The organism is Nostoc sp. KVJ20, assembly GCF_001712795.1.
Lineage (GTDB): Bacteria > Cyanobacteriota > Cyanobacteriia > Cyanobacteriales > Nostocaceae > Nostoc.
On the sequence record NZ_KV757591.1, the window covers coordinates 1 to 17,868 of the forward strand.

12 protein-coding genes are annotated in these 17,868 nt (G+C 39.6%); 7 read left to right on the forward strand and 5 right to left on the reverse strand.

Features of this window, described 5'->3' with window-relative positions; genetic code table 11:
- Positions 1–409: 409 nt before the first annotated feature.
- Positions 410–1,789 carry a serine/threonine-protein kinase gene (locus tag A4S05_RS10445; RefSeq protein ID WP_069069766.1) on the forward strand — a complete coding sequence of 460 codons (1,380 nt, stop codon included), beginning with the start codon at positions 410–412 and terminating at the stop codon, positions 1,787–1,789.
- An 80-nt stretch (positions 1,790–1,869) separates the two neighbouring features.
- Here A4S05_RS10445 and A4S05_RS10450 read toward each other — a convergent pair whose 3' ends face one another.
- Positions 1,870–2,784 (reverse strand): Tll0287-like domain-containing protein, encoded by a 915-nt coding sequence (locus tag A4S05_RS10450; RefSeq protein WP_069069767.1) that lies wholly within the window; start codon positions 2,782–2,784, stop codon positions 1,870–1,872.
- Between the two features lie 180 nt (positions 2,785–2,964).
- Here A4S05_RS10450 and A4S05_RS10455 point away from each other — a divergent pair, with 180 nt between their 5' ends.
- On the forward strand, positions 2,965–3,819 hold the full coding sequence (locus A4S05_RS10455) for a phosphate/phosphite/phosphonate ABC transporter substrate-binding protein (RefSeq protein ID WP_069069768.1): 855 nt from the start codon (positions 2,965–2,967) through the stop codon (positions 3,817–3,819).
- Between the two features lie 114 nt (positions 3,820–3,933).
- Here the strand turns inward: A4S05_RS10455 and A4S05_RS10460 are convergent, their stop codons facing one another.
- Positions 3,934–4,704, reverse strand: a complete 771-nt coding sequence (locus A4S05_RS10460; protein ID WP_069069769.1) for a hypothetical protein — start codon at positions 4,702–4,704, stop codon at positions 3,934–3,936.
- Positions 4,705–5,513: 809 nt separating this feature from the next.
- Between A4S05_RS10460 and A4S05_RS10465 the strand changes: the two genes are divergently transcribed.
- The 4 genes from A4S05_RS10465 (at position 5,514) to A4S05_RS10480 (ending at position 10,598) form a co-directional block, all read left to right on the forward strand.
- A complete protein-coding gene (locus A4S05_RS10465) occupies positions 5,514–6,695 on the forward strand; it encodes an aldo/keto reductase (RefSeq protein ID WP_069069770.1) in 1,182 nt (393 codons plus the stop codon).
- 332 nt (positions 6,696–7,027) lie between these two features.
- On the forward strand, positions 7,028–8,629 hold the full coding sequence (locus tag A4S05_RS10470; RefSeq protein ID WP_069069771.1) for an alkaline phosphatase D family protein: 1,602 nt from the start codon (positions 7,028–7,030) through the stop codon (positions 8,627–8,629).
- 191 nt (positions 8,630–8,820) lie between these two features.
- On the forward strand, positions 8,821–10,065 hold the full coding sequence (locus A4S05_RS10475) for an AAA family ATPase (RefSeq protein WP_069069772.1): 1,245 nt from the start codon (positions 8,821–8,823) through the stop codon (positions 10,063–10,065).
- An 8-nt stretch (positions 10,066–10,073) separates the two neighbouring features.
- Positions 10,074–10,598 carry a hypothetical protein gene (locus A4S05_RS10480; RefSeq protein WP_069069773.1) on the forward strand — a complete coding sequence of 175 codons (525 nt, stop codon included), beginning with the start codon at positions 10,074–10,076 and terminating at the stop codon, positions 10,596–10,598.
- Between the two features lie 45 nt (positions 10,599–10,643).
- On the opposite strand, the gene A4S05_RS10485 is transcribed toward A4S05_RS10480, so the two are convergent.
- On the reverse strand, positions 10,644–12,044 hold the full coding sequence (locus tag A4S05_RS10485; protein ID WP_069069774.1) for an ATP-binding protein: 1,401 nt from the start codon (positions 12,042–12,044) through the stop codon (positions 10,644–10,646).
- A 348-nt stretch (positions 12,045–12,392) separates the two neighbouring features.
- Positions 12,393–13,616 (reverse strand): sensor histidine kinase, encoded by a 1,224-nt coding sequence (locus tag A4S05_RS10490; RefSeq protein ID WP_069069775.1) that lies wholly within the window; start codon positions 13,614–13,616, stop codon positions 12,393–12,395.
- 698 nt (positions 13,617–14,314) lie between these two features.
- Between A4S05_RS10490 and mutS the strand changes: the two genes are divergently transcribed.
- On the forward strand, positions 14,315–16,933 hold the full coding sequence (mutS, locus tag A4S05_RS10495; protein WP_069069776.1) for a DNA mismatch repair protein MutS: 2,619 nt from the start codon (positions 14,315–14,317) through the stop codon (positions 16,931–16,933).
- Positions 16,934–17,257: 324 nt separating this feature from the next.
- On the opposite strand, the gene A4S05_RS10500 is transcribed toward mutS, so the two are convergent.
- Positions 17,258–17,827, reverse strand: coding sequence for a peptidylprolyl isomerase (locus tag A4S05_RS10500; RefSeq protein ID WP_069069777.1), 570 nt, complete (start codon positions 17,825–17,827; stop codon positions 17,258–17,260).
- Between the last annotated feature and the right edge of the window lie 41 nt (positions 17,828–17,868).

A 17,868-nucleotide genomic window follows, 5' to 3' on the forward strand; every position in this document is an offset into this window, starting at 1 on the left:
CAATGCTCATTGGTGTCAACTTAACGCGAAACCGCACGTCCGCCAGGGATTGTAAATCCCTGTCTCATAGCTAAAGTCATCTGAAGATGACTAGATATCCCCAAAAATATTCAGTCTACTTCAGTAGACTTTAGCTATGAGCCAGAGAATTCATTCTCTGGCGGGTTATGAAGCCCGCATCGAAGCTATTTCTCGCTTAAGTTGACACCTATGAGCAATGTGCTTTACCCCTACGACAGACGTGCTTTTTCAAGCTCTAAATGCTTTGTCTTTGGTGTCAATGCGTAAGTCCTAAATTCTTAAAAAACTTGAAATCTCAGCACTACCTACCTACTTTCCCTCTCCACAAACCTTACTAAAGCTGGTAGTTGTGCCAAGATGAATTTGAGGAATTAAGGCTTGTGACACAATGTTAGGACAATTATTAGACGGTCGTTACCAAGTCCTACAGGTTTTAGGTGGAGGTGGATTTGGTCAAACCTACATAGCTCAAGATACTCATCGGCCAGGTTTCCCGAAATGCGTTGTCAAACACCTTAAGCCCGTCACTCGTAGCCCTGAATTTCTTGAAACTGCCAGACGGCTATTTAGCAATGAGGCAGAAACACTAGAACAACTGGGCAACCATGACCAGATTCCTCGGCTTTTAGCCTATTTTGAAGATAACCAAGAGTTTTTCTTGGTGCAAGAGTTCATTGAAGGGCAAACTCTGAAAGCAGAACTGTTCCCCAATCAACATTGGACGCAAGATCGAGTAATTCAACTCCTCCAACAGGTTTTGGGTATTCTGCAATTTATTCACAGCCACAATGTTATCCATCGAGATATCAAGCCGGATAATATAATCAGACGGCAACAAGACGGCAAGTTAGTGCTGATTGACTTTGGCGCAGTAAAACAAGTCCAAACTCAACTGCTTACAAGTCCAGGGCGCACGGGGGCTACTATTATCATTGGCACCCCAGGATATATGTCTACAGAACAAGGGCAAGGTAAGCCCCGCCCCAACAGTGATATTTATTCCTTGGGAATTATTGCTATTCAATCGCTGACGGGGTTACATCCTATAAATTTTGAGGAAGATCCAGATACAGGAGAAATTTCTTGGCAGCATCAAGCTAACGTCAGTTCTGAATTGGCATCTGTGCTATCTAAGATGGTGCTACACCACTTCAAACAGCGCTATCAGTCTGCGGCTGAAGTTCTACAGGCGCTTAAACATCTCGATACGAAAGTAGAAACGCCATTACCTCAACCAGCATTTTTTACACAGCCGCCTCAAGCTTCACTTTCTCAAGAAAACTCAATTGGGTATCAGTCTGCTTCTATCTTGTCTGCGGAAAACTACAACCGCCTAGAAAAAATTCTTTTAGAATTTGTTGGCCCTGTTGCCTCAAGATTACTACGACAAGTTGCGGCATCAGCGCCTAACCTTGAAGAATTAATTAATCAATTGGGTCTTCATCTCAGAGGAAATCAACAAATTGATTTTAAGAAGAAAACAACTTTCCTTCTAGAGAAACCTACTCTACTACAAGAATTTACTGTTAAATCTGAAATTAAGTCAAATATTTTACCAAGCCAAGAGCCTCAATTAATCAGTGACAGCTTTGTGCATCAGTGTGAGCGAGAGTTGGCTGATTTAATTGGCCCAATAGCTAAGTTCTTAGTGCAAAAAGCTGTTAAATCTTCTGGACAAATTTCTCGTGCAGAATTTGTAAAAATTTTAGCATCACAAATTCCCGAATCTCAAAAAGCTTTACAATTTCAGCAACGCTTAATCTCTTGATTTTTTAAATATTGCGTTTTTCTCTCAGTGAATTACGAATTACGAACTTGTACTGAGCGTAGCCGAAGTATTACGAATTATTAGCTCTGGTTATTCAACATCTCCATAGCTATTTTTAAGCTAGCTTTCATCCGATTAAATGCCTCTGCTAACCCACCAATTTCATCATTAGAGGTTTCTTCAAAATCAGCGCTCATATCACCAATACTAACCTTTTGGGCTATTTTCTCTATTCTTCTGATGCGCTGAATTACATATTTTTTGATTAAGAAGTTAATTAAGAAAACTACGATCGCAAAGATCGTAATTAAAAGTCCCATTATCAATATCCAAGTCCGTTTGGCATTGGCAAAAATTTCTTCAGAGGGAACAGAGATGATTTGAGCAGAAACAATCTGATTGAGTTGCCAGCCAAAACCATTTTCTGAGCCATAAGTTGCCAACTGACTCTTAGGAGCCTGATCTGGTGTAGAATGACATCGCAGACATTGCTGCTGTGTAATCTTTAGTGGTCGCGCAATGTAAAATACTTCGTTTTCTGACAAGTTACGAAAGCCCTTAATTTCTAGAGTGTTGGGTTCGTTGCGAAAACGCTCTACAAGTTGAGCTTCAAAACTATCAGCTTTATCCGCTAAGTTAGTGGGATTAAGTGTTGCATCTTTATGAAAAAAGTTTTTATATTCCGGCTTTTTCCGAAAATTTTCAAAAACCTCTTTAGAAGAAAAAGTTGGTACTACTTCAGGCATGAACGTTGGATTAGTTTCTAGTCTAGGCGATAATAATGGGTCTATGCGATTTTGTGTATAGTTTCTAACTGCGTTTACCATTTGGATGAGAATCTGCGCTTGAGAAACCACTTCATTTTGCGCTCTCCCTTGAAGTACACTGGATAAGGCAACGCCACTTCCTAAAATACTGACTATGAAAACTAATATTAAAAGTAAGTTAAATTTAGCACCTATTTTCAAGTTTCTTAACGTAATTTTGTTCAACATAACCTAACCAACGAAGGTGGTATCTGAGTTTGTATAATATTTATTTATACCTGTTAAAAAACAACTTAACAATATTTAAATAAATATTAATTTTTTGCCGTAATATAAGCTATTTAGGCAGTATTCAAACTTATCTAAATTAGTCCTGAAAGCCAATTTATTTTCTTACCATAATTAGTGATGTCTTTGCGATTTCCCCGTCGTTTCTTTCTGTTTAATCTGCTAGGCTTAACATTTACTGCCTGCCAATCACCCAAGAAATTTGAGGGTGCTTTAACTGTTGGTGTTATCAATTATGGTGGTGGTGAACAGATAATTAACCAATATGCTAGGTTTAATAATTACTTAGGTGAAAAAACAAAGTCATATATTCAGCTAGAGCCTGTTTTTAATGAAAATAAAGCAGTTGAGCGCCTTGCAGCTCGTGCTTGGTCATTGGTATTTGCGCCACCGGGTTTAGCGGCTATTGCGATCGCACGGTATCAATATCTTCCTCTATTTCCTTTAATCGGTATTAATAATCTGCGCTCAATTTTCGTTGTTCGCAAAGAGAGTCCGATCACCGAGTTGAAGCAGTTACAAGGTCAAATAGTGGCTTTAGGGCAGTTAGGTTCAGCTACAGGATATTATTTTCCACTTTACAATCTTTATGGTACAACACTAGCTGACATCCTGTTTGCACCCACACCCAAAGCTGCGCTGGAGTTGGTCGCCCAAGGAAAAGCGATCGCCTGTGCTGTCTCGGAGGCGGAATTGAGTCTCCATGCTTCGCAGTTGGCCCCAACCGAATTTCGCATACTATTTAAAGACCCTCACTATGTACCATTAGGCGTGGTCTTGATTGGGCCAAATGTAGAGCGGAACCGTCAAGAGTTTATTCGCAAAGTAATGAGTGATGCGCCTTCAGATTTAGCTCAAGAAGTGGGCTATGTACCCAATGGGCAAGTACCAGATTACAGATACATGATTTCTGTTGTTGATCGGGTAAGCTCGATTACTTCTCTACTAGAAAAAAAACCTGTGCGTTTATTTTAAGATTTGTCATTTGTTATTTGTCATTTGTCATTTGTCAATAAATGAAAATGATCATCTAGCATAATCCAATGCCCCATGCCCAATGCCCCATGCCCACAATACCTATCACCTTGCTCAAAAAAACAATTTAAATCGTGCTAGCTGGCTTTCAATTGTTCCTGTCAGGATTTTATTCAGTTCTGTGGTGTCTTGGAATTGCAAAATCTGCTGTGTGGGTAAGTCGAAGGGAAATTGCCCTTCAAAGTCTGGACGTTGCATTTGTGCTAGTAGAATCTGTTCAGAACGCTTACTTTGGATGGCATAGCCAATTTCAATACAGACATTCGGACTGGGAATTAATTGGGGGGTTTCTTTCCCATCAATACTAGCAATGGGGGTGGTGTCAGCGACAAATAATAAACTTTTACGGATTTTTCGCATGATCGTGCGGTTAATTCGGAAAGTAGCACCGCTGGGACGAGATGATTCTACCAATGTTAACGGAAGGCGCGATCGCAAGTTTAAACTGTCCAAACTTTCTCGCAGTTCTTCTCTAAGAACATTTGTCGCTTCGGCATACTCAGTTTGACAGGATAAAAAAATCGTTGGTTCTAACTGAGCCAACACCGCTTGCTTGGTAAAATAAATTTCATGACTAATTAAGTCAATATTAGAGACGCAATAACCACCACTACCTTCTACATAAAATTCAATATTTTCCCCTTCCAGATAGCGCCCAAACCAAGTTGATTTTTTAACTTCGTCACTTTCTTCCAAAAAGTCTGCTCGCAATGCTGATTTCAGCAGACTTTTTTTGCTTAAGCGAATGTCTGGCGGACGTTTTTCCAGTTCTGGAATCGGCTCATAATCCTGTAGATACCACGCTCTGAGCGCAATAATTGACATAAGGCGCTATTTAAACTGTTTCTCTTATTAAACTTAGTATAATCTTACACCAAGAGTAGTCACTATTTCAGACTTCTCTTTAAACACAACAACACCCAAACCTCTACTCGCTGAACCATCTCCTCTCATTGTTTATCATAGCCAGGGATGTACTAACTTTCATTGCTTGTGTAAACAAGTTATGAAAACCAGTCACAGCGCCCCCTAATCTTCCATATTTGAGGAAATAGCAGTTTTCGCGTTGGGTGTTGCTGTTTTTTGACGAGACAGATGTAAGTTAAACAGCGTCTTTTACCTCTTATTACATTCCATACGCAGCTGTTATATCTGCCAGGGAAGCTTATTTAGTAGCTTCAATAATTAAAATATCACTTTATAGATAGGAGGGATTCTTTTTGCAACTAAACTTTACGATGGGTGAGGAAGGTAAGTTTACTAGAATCCCTTTGATTCAAGAATCCCACGGCTTTCTTTCTAAATGAGGCTTGCGCTATATTTGGGCAGTCGTGGGAATGTCAATTGTGTAAATTCTAGCTAAGAACTTGGTTGTGATTGTTGAACAAAGGAGATTGACGTATTCTTTGTTCACTGCCCACGCAAGTAAATTCAGGAATTGTTATAGGATGAGATAATGACTCTGTGGAACTGGAATACTGATCACAGTCAAATAAACAAAAGACTTGACCGATTTAATGATGCGATGAATCTTGCTTGGTCACAGATTAAACAGAGGTAATTATTGTGCCACTAAAAGCTCGAATGACTGTCGTTTTTAGATTTGAAGTTGATAAGCAATCCACAATCCACTGATGTTATATAGACGATTTGGACGTACAGAATTACAGATGCCAGTGTTTTCCTGCGGTGGCATGAGATATCAGTTTAAATGGCAGGATGTTCCCAATGATGAAATTCCTGCCGATAACCAGGCGAATCTCGAAGCGACTATTAGAAGGGCTGTCGAGGTTGGGATTAATCATATTGAAACTGCTCGTGGTTATGGCACTTCCGAAATGCAATTGGGAAGGGTTTTACCTCAATTTCCCCGTGAAAAATTGATTGTTCAGACGAAAATCAGTCCAACGGCAGATGCGAAAGAATTTCGCCAGACGTTTGAACAATCATTGAAAAATCTCCAGCTAGATTATGTTGACCTTTTAGGGTTACACGGCATCAATCATGCGGAGTCGTTAGATTATAGCATTCGTCCTGGAGGTTGTTTAGAAGTAGCGCAGCAGTTGCAAGCTGAGGGAAAAGTTAGATTTATTGGTTTTTCTACACATGGCTCAACAGAGTTAATTGTGGAGACAATTAATACCAATCTATTTGATTACGTTAACCTGCACTGGTACTACATAAATCAATGGAATTGGGCGGCAATTGAAGCAGCTAAACGCCACGATATGGGGGTATTTATCATTAGCCCATCGAATAAAGGAGGTTTGTTGTATGAACCTCCACAAAAATTAGTAAATCTTTGCGCTCCTTTGAGTCCAATGGTGTTTAATGATTTGTTTTGTTTGAGTCATCAAGAGGTGCATACTCTAAGTTTGGGAGCAGCCAAACCACAAGATTTTGATGAACATCTGAAGACTTTAGAATTAATAGATCAGGCATCGTCAATTTTGCCACCAATTTTAGCAAGGTTGGAGTCAGAAGCGATCGCGACTTTGGGAGAAGATTGGGTAAAATCTTGGGAGACAAATCTACCAACCTTTAAGGAAACCCCTGGTGAGATAAATATTCGGGTGATTTTGTGGCTACGGAATCTAGCGATCGCTTACGACCTGGTAGATTATGCTAAAATGCGCTACAACCTGCTTGGCAACGGCAATCACTGGTTTCCTGGCAATAAAGCTGAAGGACTAGAAGAATTAGACTTGCGGCAATCTCTCGCCCGCAATCCCCACGCTGATAAAATACCAAAAGTTTTGGCACAAGCCCATCAGATGTTAGTGGGTGAAGAAGTGCGGCGTTTATCTCAGCAGTAAGTGTGAAGTTAGGGACTTTGAATGTTTTTATGCAATTCTATCCCTAACTTGACGGCTCATTACTGTACCTATCAATTAAATTGAGATTGTAGGTGGATTTACATCAATTATGCAAGACAAACACATCTAACTCTAGATGTGTTTGTCTTATTGGCAAAGCTTATAAATTATGCAGTCGAGAATAAACCAGACTAAGCAAAGTTTGATAAATATTTTCTAAGGTTAAATTGTTTTATTAACCCTTAGATAACTCAATCTTTACTTATTGCCATAACAGAATATGGTAAACACTTATCCTGTAATACCTTAGTTTAAGCTTGCTATTATTTAGTATGGAATCTCATCACCCATTAAAGCTAAACCGTCGTCAGTTTTTGCTACGTTCGGCTATCACAGCCGGTGGAATTATTTCCACAAATCTTGTATCAAAATCACCAGTTTTTGCCCAAGCACCTGCAATTATCACTTCTGATAAAATGCGTCCTGCCATACCTTATGGCGTAGCTAGCGGAGATATATCTAAGGATAGCATCGTCATTTGGAGTAGGAGCGATCGCCCTGCAAAAATGATCGTAGAATATTCTACCAGCGAATCTTTTCGCAATGTGCAGCGAGTTGTGGGGCCCAATGCTTTAAAAAATAGCGACTTTACAGCACGACTTTATCTGAAGAATCTACCCCCAGACCAAAAATTATTTTATCGGGTGATTTTCCAAGATTTAGATTATCAAGGTACTTACAGCGCTCCCTTTTATGGCACTTTCCGAACTCCCCCCAAATATGGACGAGATATATTCTTTGTTTGGGGTGGCGACACAGCCGGTCAAGGATGGGGGATTAATCCTGATTTTGGTGGGATGAAAATTTATGAAACTATGCGCCAACTTAATCCCGACTTTTTTATCCATTCTGGCGATAATATTTATGCCGATGGTCCAATTCAATCAGAAGTTATCCTAGACGACGGCACTATTTGGAGAAATATCACTACACCAGAAAAATCAAAAGTAGCAGAAACTCTCACCGAATTTCGTGGAAACTATATTTACAATTTGCTGGATGAAAACATCAAGCGTTTCAACGCTGAAGTTCCCATCTTGGCACAGTGGGACGACCACGAAACCACAAATAACTGGTATCCTGGTGAATTTCTTTTAAACGATAATCGCTACACAGTTAAGGATGTTAACTTGCTAGCCCAAAGAGGAAGACAAGCATTTTTAGAATATTTACCTATTGGGTATCCAACCAATAATCCAGAGCAAGCAAGAATTTATCGCTCTTTCAACTATGGCCCATTATTAGACATTTTCATGCTGGATGAGCGCACCTATCGGGGCCCAAATACTCCCAATCGTCAGCCAGTACCAAGTGAAGAAACAGAATTTTTAAGCAGAAAACAATTGCAATGGTTGAAAAGGCAATTGCTGTCATCAAAAGCAACATGGAAAGTGATTGCTAGTGATATGCCTTTGGGTTTGATAATTCGAGACGGTAGCACTGATTTTGAAGCTTGGGCGAATGGAGACGGCCCGGCTTTAGGAAGAGAATTAGAACTTGCCGATTTATTACGATTTATCAAAAACAAAAATATCCAGAATGTTGTTTGGTTAACTGCTGATGTACATTACGCAGCAGCCCACTATTACAACCCCGCCAAAGCACAGTTTACCGACTTCAAGCCTTTTTGGGAGTTCGTCGCTGGGCCTCTTAACTCTGGCACATTTGGCCCCAACCAATTGGAAAATACTTTTGGCCCACAATTAGTATTTCAAAGCCTTCCTCCAGGTACGAAAGCAAATCGACCTCCAAGTGAAGGTTTGCAATTTTTTGGAGGAGTCAAGATTAATGCAAATACAAAGGTGATGACGGTAACATTGCGTAACTTGGCAGGCGAAATTGTTTACAGCCTAGATTTACCGCCAGAAAAATAAATCGTCAAAATCACAGCAAAATATAGCCAGTTGGATAGAGTAATTACGCAATTTTTTACTCTGTCTGCTGGCTTTGCTGTTTTTTTCGGACATATTGAGGGATGAAAAGACTTTGTGCGATGCCTGGGGCGGGCTTTGCCAACGCCATTGATAGGAGGTAAATTTAAGTAGTTAGAGTTTTGGAGTTGATCATGCTTAAGCAACTCATCTTAGAAAATTGGAAAAGTTTCCGTTATGCCGAGCTTCCACTTGACCCATTGACTGTTTTGATTGGGACAAATGCGAGTGGTAAGTCTAATGTAGTTGAAGCTTTAGAATTTTTACAAATAACCTTTACAAGGCAGGACGTTAAACCAGCTTTAGTAGGTGATTCAATACTCACTTCAATTCGAGGAGGTGTAGAATGGGCTGCATTTAAACCTGAAAAAAAATTTACATTAAAGGCTGTTATACAAGGTCAAGATATTAATACTGATTATATTTATGCTATCACAGTAAAAACAAAACCTTCCCTTCAAGTTTTAGAAGAATCTATAATTTATCAAGAATATAAAATTAATTTCGAGGAAAATATTGTCAGAGATTTTGTCAAAGCTTTCTATTTGAACAAGAAAGAAATAGGTATTAATAACAGTTATAAAAATTATATTTCAATGGGTAACTTTTTGCCTACTCAAACATACCTAACTGATGTTCTATCTGTTGAGGCAGATATGAATTCATTTGAAATGAAACGTGAAAATATATATGATTTTTATCATTTTATTAGAAATATTTTTATTTTAAACCCCATTCCCTCTAAAATGCGATCTTACTCCCCAATTGGGGAAAAGCTAGAAACTGATGCTTCAAATATAGCTGGTATACTAGCTGGATTATCTAAGAAACGGAAAGCAGAAGTTGAAGCAGCTCTATCCAACTACATTAAAGAGCTACCAGAAGGTGATATACAAAAAGTCTGGGCGCAAAAAGTAGGTAGATTTCGTACTGATGCAATGCTCTACTCTCAAGAAGAATGGAAACCTGGTCACATTACAGAAATAGATGCTAGAAGTATGTCAGATGGAACTCTCCGCTTTCTAGCAATTATTACAGCATTACTTACTAGACCAGAAGGTAGTCAAATAGTAATTGAAGAAATAGATAATGGTCTTCATCCCTCGCGTGCAGGATTGCTGGTAAGAATACTACGAGAAATTGGTCAGAAAAGAAAAATTGATATTTTACTTACTACCCATAACCCAGCTTTACTTGATGCTTTAGGCCCAGAGATAGTTCCTTTTGTAGTTGTCGCGCACCGCGATAAAGAAACTGGAGAAAGCAAGCTTACTCTTTTAGAAGATATTGATAATTTTTCTAAGTTATTCGCATCATATTCTTTGGGTGATATGACAACTAAGGGTGCAATTGAAAGAAGCCTTTCTCATAATGAATAGTTACTAATATGAGAAAGGTGCTACTCATCGATACATCGCTTTTATGCGTTTGGTTAAAAGTTCCAGGTAGAGAAACTGCTGGTAATAATGAATGGAATTTTGAGCGTGTCGAACAAACAATTGAGTCAGAAAAGACCAAAGGAACAACGCTGGTACTTCCTTTAGCTGCTGTTATAGAAACAGGTAATCACACTGCACAGGCTAAAACAGCAAATTCAGAAAGTAAACGTATAGCGGCTCAAAAATTTGCCGAAATCATAACTTATGCCGCTGATGAAACAACACCTTGGGCTAAGTTTCGTGAGCAAATTGTTCTTTGGGAAGAGGAAGAATTGAAACAGTTAGCCGCTAAATTTCCCAATCAAGCTGTAGAAAAGACTTCTATGGGTGATGCCAGTATTGTAATCTTGGGTTGGCACTACCACCAAAAAGGTTTCTATGTGGAGTTTTTGACTGACGATGATAAGCTAAAATCTCAAGAACCGCCTCCACCACAGCCGCCTACACGTCGTAGCAGCCGAACAAAAGGGTAAAATATCCTTATTCATCTCTATTTAACCAATCAAAATAGAGCTTTTTCAACTAACTTGTGATGAATTAATTTGGACAGGAATTGTGATAATAAACTCAGTTCCTTCTTTTGCAGTAGATATACATTGCAGTTGACCACAATGTTTTTCTACAACAATTTGATAGCTGATAGATAGCCCCAATCCAGTACCCTTCCCGACGGGTTTTGTAGTGAAAAAGGGATCAAATAATCGCTTTTGTATATCCTTGGGAATTCCCATACCGTTATCGGCAATGCGAATAACTACTTGCTGATTATCTGTGACTTCAGTCTGAATACGAATTAAGGGTAATTTGAGAGTTGAAGAAGCTGATTCAGAACTCAAGCTTGACTCATCATCGCTCTCAAATATAGCATCAATTGCATTTGCTAAAATATTCATAAATACTTGATTTATTAATCCAGCGTAGCATTCTACTGGGGGGATATTTCCATATTGTTTATCAACAGTAATTTTTTGACCTGTTTGCTGATTTATTAAACGGCTTTGTAATATTATTAGAGTACTATCAATACCTTCATGAATATCAACTATTTTTTTCTCAGATTCATCGAGACGAGAAAAATTACGTAAAGAAAGAACTATCTCTTGGATACGCTCAGTACCAAATTTCATAGAATTAAGAAGGTTGAGGAAATCAGTAGTTAAAAAATCTAGTTCTATTTCTGCGATCGCAGCTTTAATTTCTGCTACTGGTGTAGGATAATGGTATTGGTATAGGCTAACTAATTCCAGTAAATCTTGAGTGTAGTTGATTGCATAAACAAGGTTGCCAGCAATAAAATTGACAGGGTTATTTATTTCATGTGCAATGCCAGCAACGAGTTGTCCCAAAGCAGCCATTTTTTCATTTTGAATTAATCGGGTATAGTTATTCTTAAGGTTACGAAAACCTTTTTTAGCAATTTTAGATTGTTCTTCTACTTGCTCTAATTGAGCTAGTGTTAAAATATGAATTTGGGAGTGGGCTAAAAGTAACTGATGAAAATCTAATAGTTTATAGGTACCTAACTGAGTTTCTATCAAAATTGGCTCATATACAAATTGAGGTTCTCGTTGCAAGGCTACTTTATTTGCTTCTACAATGAGCGTGTCTTCAGAAATTACACACACATCTGCCTGAAGAAAGTTAATCAAATTGATCACAGGTCGTTTAGAAAATAGTGGGAAACTATAGGGACGGCTCATGTGTTCAAAAAATCTTTGCCGGGAAATCATCCCTACATAGTTATGATTTTTCACCAGGATAATACCTGGTAGTAAAGGCTCTTGCTTAAAAAGTTTATTCAAATCATTTGCTGGACTATTTGCATCGAAGTAAACAGACCAGAGTGGTAATTCTTGCAAAGTAGACTCTAATCGCAAGTTCAGATTATTAGCATTTGTCATGCTATGTATAGCCAACATATTTTCAACCCTTAACCTTTAAATAACCTTTCTGCTAACACCCCGAATAAGCATTGCAATAATTACAAAGTCAACCAAACTTATATTTCCCTGATTACTGCTTAAAATCACAGTTGTGCTATAAAAATATTGGTATTAGGGCATCTCATAGTTTTCTAGACTGGAGAAGTGATACCAATTAAGAATTATGCAAAAATTGCTAAAAAGCTTTATTTATCAGCTTGAAAGGAAGTTTATGCACAGTTGAAGGAGGTTACAGAGGATAAACATTAAGGCACAAGCTTAGAAAAAAATATCCCACAGGATATTTTATTTTGTACAATGGAAATTATTACGATAATTGCTATTTTATACTTGTTTAATCGGGAGTCTAATATCGATTTTAGTTTCCTGGTTTACAATGGAAGTACATTTGATAGAGCCACCATGTTGCTCAACGATAATTTGATAGCTAATAGACAAACCTAAACCAGTTCCTTGCCCAACGGGCTTAGTAGTAAAAAAAGGTTTGAAAATACTCCGGCAAATCTCTTCACTCATGCCACAACCATTATCAACGATTGAGATAGTGATTTGATTTTCCTGAGAATGAAATGTGCGAATCAGAATAGTTGGTATTTCATCTGTAGTTTGACTGAGAGTAGCTGCTTTTTTAATCAATGCATCAATTGCATTATTAATTAAATTTAGAAATACTTGATTTAAACTACGAGGATTACAAAAAATCTTAGGAATATTTCCGTACTCTTTAATCACTGAAATAGGTTTGCTATCACTAGCAGAAGCATTAAGCCGATGCTGCAAAATCACTAGTGTACTATCAATCCCCTGATGAATGTCAGCTTTTTTATAGTCAGCTTCATTCAAACGTGAGAAATTTGAGAGCAATTCTACAATATCCCCAATACGAGTAGTGCCAACCTGCATCGAGTTCAGTAGCTTTGGCAAGTCACTCTGGATAAAGTTCAGGTCGCTGTTAGCAAGAGCTTTGACTATTTTTACATCTGGATTTGGATACACAGAAGCATAAGTTTCTAGAAGGTTTAGTAAGTCATGGCTATACTGATGCAGATATTTTAAATTCCCATGAATAAAACTCACTGGATTATTAATTTCGTGGGCAACTCCAGAAACCATTGTTCCCAAAGCTAACATAGTTTCGCGTTGAATTAATTGCATTTGAGCTTGCTGAGTTTCTTGTAATTTAAATAAAGCTGACTCTGCATTTTCTTTTGCTGTGCGGTATTTTTCCTGTATTAGAAACAATCGTTGCAGTGTGAGGTAGTAGATGGTAACGCTAAAAAAGACGAATAATGATCCGAAAAAGAAAACCATGCCAGTGAGCAATGGTATCCATTCAATCAGCCTCTCAATTGTTAAATAGATGCATAACAAATAACCACCAAGAAAAAACATCATTAGTAAAAACATGATTCTCCAACTCAGCTTCTCTGGTTCTGTCTTGAATAATTGGAGAATTTGTTGAGTCTTGAGAATTGATAGTCCCATTATCCAAGCACCAAGAGTAATCAGGATGATAATCAAAGATAGAAAAATTGGAGAACTTAACATGGTATTGAGCCAAAATAGACGTAAAAACTGATAAATGGTCTATAAAATGTTGCTATATCTACGTTTTATCATTTTTTGTGTCACAATTATTTTGTGCATTCATGCGCTGCCTCTTTTCACTCTATAATTGCTTTTTGTCTAGAAAGCAGAAGCCAACATACTGTTGAGTTGAATCTCTTGTACTTTTGAGGCATTCCATGCTTTTCTAGACTGGGTAAGTGTTACCAATTAAAAATTATGCAAAATTGCCAAAAAGCTTAGTTTGTTAATTTGTAAAGTGTGCATAAATCTTATATCAATTCTTTATGAACACTCATAAAAAGCTGACTTTTTACGGTATCTGGAAAACCTCTCTCTAAATCTCTCTCCTAAAAGGAGAGAGACTTTGAAATTTTTCCCCTTCCCTCTCTTCTCTACGAGAGGCTTCGCCAACGAGACGCTGCGCGAACGTAGGGAAGGGGGTTAGGTTTTTCGTGGCTTTTCCACATAACGTGAAAAGTCAGGAGAGGTTGGGAGGGGTGAAAATAAATAATATACAGCTTCATATAGAATTGCTATTAGTCCTAGCAATGTTAGGCAAATGTCTCAGCGCCATTTTTAAGATCAAGGTAAAATATCCTTGAGCGATCGCAATTCAACTTTCACATCACGTTATCATCGGATATTGTGGAATTTCTGTGCGTAACTCGATAGCATCTATGACCGCCTCTCACTCCGAAACTCCATCTACCAAGCCCGATGCAAGTACTTTTATTTCTGACCATCAACAGGTGGATCGCAGTAAGCTAAGTCAAATGTACTTGCATTATGTCGAGACGAAGGATAAATATCCTCACGCCGTATTGCTGTATCGGGTAGGAGATTTCTTTGAATGCTATTTCCAAGATGCTGTAAAACTCGCGCAAGAATTGGAATTAGTCCTCACTAGCAAGCAAGCTGGGGAACAGGGACGGGTGGCGATGTCTGGTGTTCCGCATCATGCTTGGGAACGCTACGCGACGATGCTGGTAGAAAAAGGCTACGCGGTGGTAATTTGCGACCAAGTGGAAGATGCTTCTGAAGCTGCTGGGAGATTGGTGCGGCGAGAAGTAACGCGCATTCTGACACCCGGCACTTTGCTAGAAGAAGGAATGCTCAAATCCAGTCGCAATAATTACTTAGCAGCAGTGGTAATTGCCGCAAATCATTGGGGTTTAGCCTATGCAGACATCTCTACAGGGGAATTTCTTACTACTCAAGGTAGTGATTTAGAACATTTGACACAGGAATTAATGCGTTTGCAACCATCAGAGGTGCTGGTTCCGACAAATGCGCCCGATTTGGGTAGTTTGCTGCGTCCGGGAGAAAGTTCGCCCCATCTCCCCCAGTGTTTACCACCATCATTTTGTTATAGTTTGCGATCGCAACTTCCATTTTCTCAAGGCGAAGCTAGACCTAGATTATTGCAGAAATTTAAGGTGCGATCGCTCGAAGGACTCGGTTGCGATCATCTTCCCCTCGCTGTCCGCGCCGCTGGTGGTCTTCTAGAATACTTGGAAGATACTCAAAAAGAAAACCCTGTCACCCTTCAAAGACTCCGCAGCTACACTGTCACCGACTACCTAATTGTTGACAATCAAACCCGCCGTAACCTAGAAATTACTCAAACCGTCCGGGATGGCACTTTTCACGGTTCCCTACTTTGGGCGTTAGATAAAACTAGTACAGCAATGGGTGGGCGGGCTTTACGGCGGTGGTTATTGCAACCGCTACTCGATATTAAAGGCATTCGGGCGCGGCAAGATACCATTCAAGAATTGATGGAAAATACGCCCCTGCGTCAAGATTTACGGCAGTTATTACGCCAAATTTATGATTTGGAACGCCTCACCGGAAGGGCGGGTTCTGGTACAGCTAATGCTAGAGATTTAGTAGCTTTGGCAGACTCCCTCTCACGCTTACCAGAATTATCCAATTTAGTAACTGAGACGCGTTCACCTTTCCTGAAAGCTTTGCAGAAAGTCCCAAGTGTATTGGAAGAATTGGCACAAAAGTTACACGCACATCTTGTAGAGTCGCCACCCATACTAATTAAAGAAGGCGGATTAATTCGCCCCAGTGTAAATCCCTTGTTGGATGAAAGGAAGGCGACTGTAGAAGCAGACCAGCAGTGGATTGCCAACTTGGAAGTTGATGAAAGAGCTAAGACGGGAATTTCCACACTGAAGGTAGGATTTAACAAAACTTTTGGTTATTATATCAGTATTTCCCGCAGTAAAGCTGACCAAGTACCCGCTAATTATATCCGCAAGCAAACCCTGACCAATGAGGAACGTTACATCACCCCAGATTTGAAGGAACGAGAAGCCCGGATTTTGACGGCGCGAGATGATTTAAATCAGTTGGAATATGAGATTTTTACGGCGTTGCGGGAAGAGGTAGCACAAGAGGCGGAAGTAATTCGCAATTTATCTCGTGCAGTGGCGGCGGCGGATGTGTTGTGTGGTTTGGCTGAGTTGGCGGTGCATCAAGGTTACTGTCGTCCAGAAATGTTGTCAGGACGAGAGATAAATATTGTTGACGGTCGTCATCCGGTGGTGGAACAGTCTTTACCTGCGGGTTTCTTTGTGCCGAATTCGACTCAATTAGGGAGTAGGGAATCGGGAGTAGGCAGTAGTGAAGAAGAAATTCCCCCACTCCCCACTCCCCACTCCCAATTCCCTGACTTAATCATCCTCACCGGGCCAAACGCAAGTGGCAAAAGTTGTTATTTGCGTCAGGTGGGATTGATTCAGTTAATGGCGCAGATTGGTAGTTTTGTACCAGCGAGGTTTGCTAGATTGGGAATATGCGATCGCATTTTCACCCGTGTCGGTGCAGTAGATGACCTTGCAACTGGTCAATCTACGTTCATGGTAGAAATGAATGAAACGGCAAATATTCTCAACCATGCCACATCTAGGTCATTAGTATTATTAGATGAAATTGGTCGCGGCACAGCGACATTTGATGGTCTTTCTATAGCTTGGGCGGTGGCGGAATATATAGCAGTTGATATTCGGTCACGCACAATTTTTGCCACCCATTACCACGAGTTAAATGAACTGGCTAGCATTATACCGAATGTGGCTAACTATCAGGTGACGGTGAAAGAATTACCCGACCAAATTATCTTTTTGCACCAAGTTCAACCAGGAGGTGCTGATAAGTCCTATGGAATTGAAGCGGGAAGATTGGCGGGTTTACCAGCCGTAGTTATTCAACGCGCAAAACAAGTTATGGGGCAAATTGAAAAACACAGCAAGATTGCGATGGGACTACAAAATCTTGATGGTTAAGCAAGTTCGTAGTAAGGACTTTAGTCCTTATTTTCTAAGAAGATGTTTTAAAAGTAGTTAGCTGTGATTTTAACCGAATTATTACCCCCCTTAGTCCCCCTTATAAAGGGGGGAAATAAGAAATCTCGTTCCCTCCCCTTTATAAGGGGGGAGGGTTAGGGTGGGGTAAAACTGACGCGAAAAAGCAGGTGAGTAAACTATTTCAGACTTGTGTATACACCGTAAATACATACGGGGAGGGTTAGGGAGGGGTATTTTTGTACTTCATTAACTTGCAATCTGTTGTATAAGAACTAAAGTCTTCACTACAAACCGAGATGTTAATTACTGGCGAAAAATTTCTACTTTTTGTAAAACTACCTCTTGATTCGGACGATCTCTAGTTGTACGCACATTAGCGATCTTGCTGACTATATCTAGACCTTCGACAACTTCACCAAAAACACTGTGTTTGTTGTCAAGGTGAGGCGTTGGTGCTTCTGTTATAAACCATTGCGAACCATTAGTACCGCGTCCAGCATTAGCCATCGACAGGATACCTGCACGAGTGTGTCTCAATTCAGGATGAAACTCATCCTCAAATTGATATCCTGGGCCACCAGTACCCCATCGGCTGGCTGTATCTAGATAACGACTTAGAGGATCGCCACACTGAATCATAAAATCAGGGATGACGCGGTGAAAACGAACCCCATCGTAAGCTGGAGTTCCCTTGCCAGATTCACCAGTTTTAGGGTCTTTCCAGTCGATTGTTCCGGTTGCTAGACCGACAAAGTTTTTAACGGTATTAGGAGTTCGTTCTTCCTCCAAACGAACTACAATTTCACCCAAGGAAGTAATTAAACGAGCGTGCAGCTTGCCATCACCGGGAATATTAATTTCTGGAAAGTTCATTAGATATCCTACTTTTAACAAGTGCCAGTATTTGAACTATA